Here is a 6715-nt window from a genome sequence, read left to right on the forward strand (position 1 = left end):
AGGGCCGGCGGTGCCGTCCCGTGAGGGGCCGGCCCCTCACCCTCCCCGGTGTTCCGCTCGAGGCGCGGGGTGCGCTTCGCGCACATCGCCTGCGGCGACCGGGAGCCGCTGCGCGGCGCTGCTTCGAGGTTTTTTGTTCCTCTCCGCGGTGCAAACCTATTTCGCTCCGTCGTCTCCGTGTCACCTATTCCGGGCGCGGTCGCAAGCTCCCTTATTTCGCCCGGAATAGGCGTCACTCCGCCGCCTCTACTCAAACGGTTCTTCCCGCCGGAGAGGCACAAAAAAACGATCAGACAAGGGAGCGCCACATCATGCAGTCCACGCCGATGACCGCCGATACCGAACTCGACACCACCACCACGCAGGAGACGCCGGGGAGCCGCGCGGAAGCGCTGCTCGCGACGATCGAGGAGCTGCACCAGCAGGTGTGGGCAGCGGCCCCCGAGCTTCTGATCGAGACGGTGACCGATGACGGCGAGACGTACGAAGCGCTCCGGTGCCCCGTCTGCCAGACGCTCGTGACCGACTCCGGGGAACTCCGCGCGGTGGACGTCTCTACCCGGTGGAGCAGCGCGGAGCCGGACGTGGAGAACCGCCAGATGGACGTCACCGCGGGGGATCACGACTATGGCAGCACGCTCTACTACCTCCACTGGACCGGCGAGGCGCACGCTGTCGTCCCGCCCTCCGGTTGGTCCGAGGACTGGTGCCTGTGACCCACACCGGCCGCGCGTGCTGACTTGTAGGCATGTTTACAAGTCAGCATGTCGCGGTCGGGAGGTGGGAGAGGGCCGGCGGTGCCGTCCCGTGAGGGGCCGGCCCCTCACCCTCCCCGGTGTTCCGCTCGAGGCGCGGGGTGCGCTTCGCGCACATCGCCTGCGGCGACGGGGAGCCGCTGCGCGGCGCTGCTTCGAGGTTTTTTGTTCCTCTCCGCGGTACAAACCTATTTCGCTCCAGCGGCTACGTGCCACCTATTCCGAACGCGGTCGCTGTGCTCCCTTATTTCGTTCGGAATAGGCGTCACTCCGCCGCTTCCACTCAAACGGTTCTTCCCGCCGGAGAGGCACAAAAAAACGATCAGACAAGACGAAAGCCCCGTAGTTGATCTAGAACCACGGGACCCGTCGCGTCGATCCTCGCACAGGGAGAATCGCCATGACCAGCACGACCACCGCCCGCAAGACCACCGCCAAGAAGCGCGCCCCGCGGACCACACCGGAGGAGCGCCGCGAGCAGGCCGCCGCGCTGCACGAGAGCATCACCGAGCAGGTCGAGGCGCTGCGCGACTCCGACCAGTGGCGACGGTTCCTCTCGTTCGCGTCCTCGTTCCACCGCTACAGCCTGGGCAACCTGCTGCTGATCCTCGCTCAGCGCCCCGACGCCTCCGCCGTCGCCGGGTTCCGCGCGTGGCAGGCCAAGGGCCGCCAGGTGCGCAAGGGCGAGAAGGCGATCAAGATTTTCGGCTTCGCTCAGCGAAAGATCGCCGCCGACGAGGAGGCCGAGGAGGGCACCACGACCAGCACCGACGAGAAGGGGCAGAAAGTCCAGACGTACTACCCGCTCGTGTCCGTGTTCGCGATCGAGCAGACCGACCTGATGGAGGGCGCCGAGGATCCCCGCGACATCGCGCAGTTACTCACCGGGGAGCACGATCACGGCGTCATTGCGCCGCTGACGGCCGCTCTCGAGGCCGAGGGGTGGACGGTCGAGCGCCGCCCGCTGCCGCAGGGAACGAACGGCTACGCCGCCCCCGAGGAGCGCACGGTCGTCGTGGATTCCAGCCTGTCGCCGGAGCAGGCCGCAAAGACCTTGATCCACGAGGCCGCGCACGTGCTGATGGGTCACGTTGATGACCTGGAGGAGTACGCGCAGCACCGAGGGCTGATGGAGACGGAAGCCGAGTCCGTCGCGTTCGTCGTCGCCGGGCTCGTCGGATTCGACACCAGCGCCTACAGCGTCGGCTACGTCGCGACGTGGAGCGACTGCAAGGCCGACACGATCCGCGAGACGGCCGCGCGGGTGCTCACCACCGCGCACCGCATCGCCGCGATCCTCGACGCCGACGACGACGAGAGCGACGACGAGAGCTGAGAGGCGGCGGGCCGGCCTTCGGGCCGGCAGTGTGAGGGGCGACCCCCTCACACTCCCCGACATTCCCCGTTCCGGGGAGCGCGAGCTGCACTCGCGCAGCGGTGACGGAGCACCGCCGGTAGGAGGCCGCTACGCGGCCCGTTTCCTCTTTTTCTTCACCTCTCCGCGGTCTCAACCTATTTCGCTCCACCGGCTACGTGCCACCGCTATCGGACGCGCCCTGCGGGCTTATTTCGCCCGATAGCGGCGTCACTGCGCCGCCTCCACTCAAACGGTTCTTCCCGCCGGAGAGGCAAAGAAAAACGATCAGCCAGAGGGAGACACACCATGACTCAGCAGCGCGGCACCCGTACCGAGGTCATCAAGAGCGAGTACCACGGACCCGGGACGGAGGGCATCAGCCGGACCGCCCGTCAGGTGGTCATCGTCGGCGCCGGTGGCCGCGACCCGGTGACCGAGCAGACCCCTGCCGTGCACCTGGTCACCCGCAGCGGAGCGGTCGCCGGGGTGACGCTGCAGCACTTCGAGCCCGTCGAGCCCGTGGGGGAGGGCCGGATCGGCTACATGGCTTCCGACGCCTACGTCGTCGTGCCGGTCGACGTCGCGCGAGCGCTCGACCTGTACCCGGCCGCGTACGCGCTGCACGACCGCAGCGAGACGACCGTCGACTTCCGCGACAACGACTGACCCCCGCCGAGACGAGAAGGAGACAGAGCATGCTCACCATCACCCACACCCCCGAAGCCGGAACCCTCATCGAGGGCACCAGCCGCGGCGACGGCACCGCCGAGATCCTGAAGGCGTCCGGCTGGCGCTGGGGCCGCTCCATCGGCGCCTGGTACGTCCCGCAGTCCCGGGACCGCCTGCCGAAGTGGTGGACCATCAACCGCGCCGCGACCGCCCTGCGCGACGCGGGACACGAGGTCACCATCGAGGCCGAAGAGACGTTCCGCCCGACCGCCGAGGCGGAGGCGGCGACCCTCGAGCGCCAGGCGGCCCGCGTCGACGCGCTCGACGCGAAGGCTGACCGTCGCGCCGAGCAGGCGGACGACGCCGACGAGGCCGCCCGCCGCGCCCTCCGCCGCCTGCCCGAGGGCGGGGAGCCGATCAAGATCGGCCACCACTCGGAGACGCGGCATCGGAACGCGATTGCCAAGGCCGACGCCGCGATGGGTCGCAGCGTCGAGGCCGACCGCGAGGCCACCCGCGCCCGCGCTCGCGCCGACGTCGCCGCGAGGACCACCGAATCCCGCTACGCGCCCGCGATGGTCGCCCGCCGCATCGACCGGCTCGACACCGACATTCGCGGATACACGCGGAAGATCGAGGGCAGCTCGCACAACTTCGGCGGCGGCTACGTCGAGACCACCGCGCCCGCGACCGGCGACCGACTCGACCGGCTGCACGCCGAGCGCGCGCAGCTCGAAGATCAGCGCGACTACTGGTCGGAGGTCCGCGAGGCGCAGGCCGCCGCGGGACAGGTCACGATCTACAGCCGCGAGACGATCGCCAAGGGCGACGCGATCAAGCACAAGCACGGGTGGAGCGTCGTGACCCGCGTGAACCCCAAGACCGTGACCGTCGCGCTGGACTGGAACGCCGGGACGCGCCCCTACTCCGTCGCCTACGCCGACGTGCAAGGACACCGCACCGCCGCGGAACTCGACGCGGCCCGCGAGGCGGTCGCGGAGACGGCCGCGGCGAGCTGAGCGGGCGAGGGCCGGCCTCCGGGCCGGCCCGTGAGGGGCGACCCCCCTCACACTCCCCGGCATCCCCGTTCCGGGGGCGCGAGCTCCGCCCGCGCAGCGGTGACGGAGCACCGCCGAGGGGAAGCCGCTACGCGGCCCGATTCCCCGTTTTCTTCACCTCTCCGCGGTTCAAACCTATTTCGCTCCACCGGCTACGTGCCACCTATTCCGAACGCGGTCGCTGCGCTCCCTTATTTCGTTCGGAATAGGCGTCACTGCGCCGCCTCCACTCAAACGGTTCTTCCCGCCGGAGAGGCAAAGAAAAACGATCAGCCAGAGGGAGCACCCACACCATGCAGACCGCCACCGACTTGCAGACCACGGCTAAGACCTATCTCACGCTCGCAAACACCCGCGCGGTGAGCATCCGCGTCGTGGGCACCGACCCCAAGACGACGCCCTCCGTGCTCGTCACCCGCCGCAAGTCCGGCGTCTGGGAGGCGTGGCACTCCGACGAGCTGCACGGCATCACCAGCGGCTCGTTCCGCCACTGCGTCACCCACGCCCGCCGCGCAGCGATCCGCCGCGTCGCCCCGTTCATGAGCCGCTGAGAGGACCACACCATGACCACCACCGACACCGGCCGCGCGAGCGCCGAACAGCTCGCCCTCATCCTCACCACCCGCCGCGCGGAGTCCGACGAGGACGCCGCCGCCACGGACGCCGAGATCCTCGCGCACGTCCGCAACACCCTGACCCTGCCCGGGGAGGGGTGCCCGGGCGGATTCCCCGTCACCGACGACGGAAGCGACTACGCGGCCGCGCTGATCGCGTTCCTCACCGCCGCCGACAAGCAGGACACCGGCGCGGCATTGGCCGCTTTCCTCACCCCGACCCCGGAGACGGTGGACGAGCGTGCGGCACGCATCGAGTCGAACCGGCGCGCGGATGAGGGGTGGCAGGCGCTCTCCCCGGCGGAGCAGGCCGCGCAGATCGCGGCCGTCGAGCGGGCGGAGAACCCCAGCGGGCCGTGCGACTGCGCCAACTGCTCCGAGCCCGCCGACCGGTAGCCGCGCGGTGCGGGCCGGCCTGCGGGCCGGCCCGTGAGGGGCGACCCCCTCACACTCCCCGGCATCCCCGTTCCGGGGGGCGCGAGCTGCACTCGCGCAGCGGTGACGGAGCACCGCCGAGGGGAAGCCGCTACGCGGCCTGTTTTTCTGTTTTCTTCACCTCTCCGCGGTTTCAACCTATCTCGCTCCGACGCCTCCGTGCCGACCTTTCCGGACGCGGGCGCAAGCGCCCTTATTTCGCCCGGAAAGCCCGTCACTACGGCGTCTCCACTCAATTGGTTTCATCCCGCCGGAGAGGCAAAGAAAAACGATCAGGAAGACGACAAAAGCCCCGTAGTTTCACTAGAACCACGGGACCCGTCGCCTCAATGATCGCACATTGATCAAGGAGAAACCATCGTGAACACCACCGCAACCGGGACCATCGAGCACATCGACCCGACCGCCCTCGTGATCGAGCAGAACGTCCGCACCAGCGCCCCGCTGACGAAGGAGTTCATCGACTCCATCCGTCAGAGCGGCATCCTGTCGCCCGTGCTCGGACGCCGCGACGAGCACGGCAACGTGATCGTCCGCGCGGGGCAGCGCCGGACCCTCGCGAGCCGTGAAATCGGCCTCGCGACGATCCCTGTCTACGTCGTGGAGGGCGACGACAAGACCGCCGAGCGGATCGTGCAGCAGATCATCGAGAACGACCAGCGCGCCGAACTCACCACCGCCGACCGCACCGCCGCGTGGGCGCAGCTGTCGTTCGAGGGCCTGTCGGCCGCGAGCATCGCCAAGCGCACCGGCACCAAGGCCGCGACCGTGAAAGCGGGACTGGCGGTCGAGGAGTCCGCAGTCGCGCGGACCGCGCTGCACGAGCACGAGCTGACCCTGGACCAGGCCGCGATCATCCTCGAATTTGAGGACGACGAGGAAGCCCGCGCCGACCTCATCACCGTCGCCACCACCAACCCGAGCCAGTTCACCCACACCGCAGAGCGCCACCGCAAGGCGCGCGCCCGCCGCGTCGCCGTCCTCGTGGAGGAGGCGAACCAGGAGGCCGCAGGCTTCACCGTCCTCACCCGCGATCAGGTCGACGGCGAGGGCAGCGCGTGGGTCGTCATCGACCCGCTGCGCACCGAAGACGGCAAGCGCGTCACCGTCGAGCACATCGCGACCATCGAGCCGCGGGGCGTCCTCGTGAGCACCATCTACGACGGCAACACCCACGTCTCCTACGCGATCCAGGACCCCGCCGCCCACGGATTCAGCTACGCCTACAACGCGCCCGCCGCACCCGAGACGGAGGAAGAGAAGGCAGCGAAGTCCGCCGAGCGCCGCATCCTCCTCGCGAACAACCGCGCATGGATCGCCGCCGAGACGGTACGCCGCGACTGGATCACGACGCTCCTGTCCCGGAAGACCCTCCCGAAGGACGCCGAGCGCGTCATCGCCCTGGGACTGACCGCGCACCGCTCGTCGGTGTCGGGCGGGATGGGCAACGGCAACGCGCTCGCGCACACCCTCCTCGGCGTCACCCAGCCCTCCGGCTACCACGCCGACGCGCTGGCCCCGCTGGTCGAGGCGAACCCCGCGAAGGCCCGCCTGGTCGCGCTGGCCGTCGTCCTCGCAGGGCAGGAGGCGAACACGAGCAAAGAGTCCTGGCGTCGCGGCGACGAGCGCACGGCCGAGCACTTCCGTCAGCTCGCGGCCTGGGGTTACGCGCTCTCCCCGGTCGAGCAGGTCGTCACCGGCGACAGCACCCCCGCCGACGCCGCAGGACTCAGCTAGCCCACCCGGCGGGGACCGGCTCGCACCGGTCCCCGCCCCCTCCTCTTCTCCCACTGCTGCACAGGAAGGCCCCACCATGACCACCACGAC

General features: G+C 69.7%; 7 protein-coding genes. All 7 read left to right on the top strand.

Features of this window, described 5'->3' with window-relative positions; genetic code table 11:
* The first annotated feature begins 311 nt into the window (after positions 1-311).
* The 7 genes from C5C56_RS17175 (at position 312) to C5C56_RS17205 (ending at position 6625) form a co-directional block, all read left to right on the top strand.
* On the top strand, positions 312-716 hold the full coding sequence (locus tag C5C56_RS17175; RefSeq protein WP_104256253.1) for a hypothetical protein: 405 nt from the start codon (positions 312-314) through the stop codon (positions 714-716).
* A 439-nt stretch (positions 717-1155) separates the two neighbouring features.
* A complete protein-coding gene (locus tag C5C56_RS17180) occupies positions 1156-2091 on the top strand; it encodes an ArdC-like ssDNA-binding domain-containing protein (RefSeq protein WP_104256252.1) in 936 nt (311 codons plus the stop codon).
* Between the two features lie 327 nt (positions 2092-2418).
* Entirely contained in the window at positions 2419-2778 is a 360-nt protein-coding gene (locus C5C56_RS17185; protein WP_104256251.1) for a hypothetical protein, read from the top strand.
* A gap of 29 nt (positions 2779-2807) precedes the next feature.
* The gene (locus tag C5C56_RS17190; RefSeq protein WP_104256250.1) at positions 2808-3800 is read left to right on the top strand and encodes a DUF3560 domain-containing protein; all 993 of its coding nucleotides are present in this window, start codon (positions 2808-2810) and stop codon (positions 3798-3800) included.
* 332 nt (positions 3801-4132) lie between these two features.
* Positions 4133-4390, top strand: a complete 258-nt coding sequence (locus tag C5C56_RS17195; protein ID WP_104256249.1) for a hypothetical protein — start codon at positions 4133-4135, stop codon at positions 4388-4390.
* Positions 4391-4402: 12 nt separating this feature from the next.
* The gene (locus tag C5C56_RS17200) at positions 4403-4849 is read left to right on the top strand and encodes a hypothetical protein (RefSeq protein ID WP_104320004.1); all 447 of its coding nucleotides are present in this window, start codon (positions 4403-4405) and stop codon (positions 4847-4849) included.
* Positions 4850-5248: 399 nt separating this feature from the next.
* Positions 5249-6625, top strand: coding sequence for a ParB/RepB/Spo0J family partition protein (locus tag C5C56_RS17205; protein WP_104269818.1), 1377 nt, complete (start codon positions 5249-5251; stop codon positions 6623-6625).
* Positions 6626-6715 lie beyond the last annotated feature (90 nt).

The sequence above is a fragment of the Rathayibacter sp. AY1D1 genome, assembly GCF_002932635.1.
GTDB lineage: Bacteria > Actinomycetota > Actinomycetes > Actinomycetales > Microbacteriaceae > Rathayibacter.

What these genes read in the sequence shown, in the direction of transcription:
- C5C56_RS17175 (WP_104256253.1), top strand. Translation starts at nt 312, where the DNA reads ATGCAGTCCACGCCGATGACCGCCGATACCGAACTCGACACCACCACC.
- C5C56_RS17180 (WP_104256252.1), top strand. Translation starts at nt 1,156, where the DNA reads ATGACCAGCACGACCACCGCCCGCAAGACCACCGCCAAGAAGCGCGCC.
- C5C56_RS17185 (WP_104256251.1), top strand. Translation starts at nt 2,419, where the DNA reads ATGACTCAGCAGCGCGGCACCCGTACCGAGGTCATCAAGAGCGAGTAC.
- C5C56_RS17190 (WP_104256250.1), top strand. Translation starts at nt 2,808, where the DNA reads ATGCTCACCATCACCCACACCCCCGAAGCCGGAACCCTCATCGAGGGC.
- C5C56_RS17195 (WP_104256249.1), top strand. Translation starts at nt 4,133, where the DNA reads ATGCAGACCGCCACCGACTTGCAGACCACGGCTAAGACCTATCTCACG.
- C5C56_RS17200 (WP_104320004.1), top strand. Translation starts at nt 4,403, where the DNA reads ATGACCACCACCGACACCGGCCGCGCGAGCGCCGAACAGCTCGCCCTC.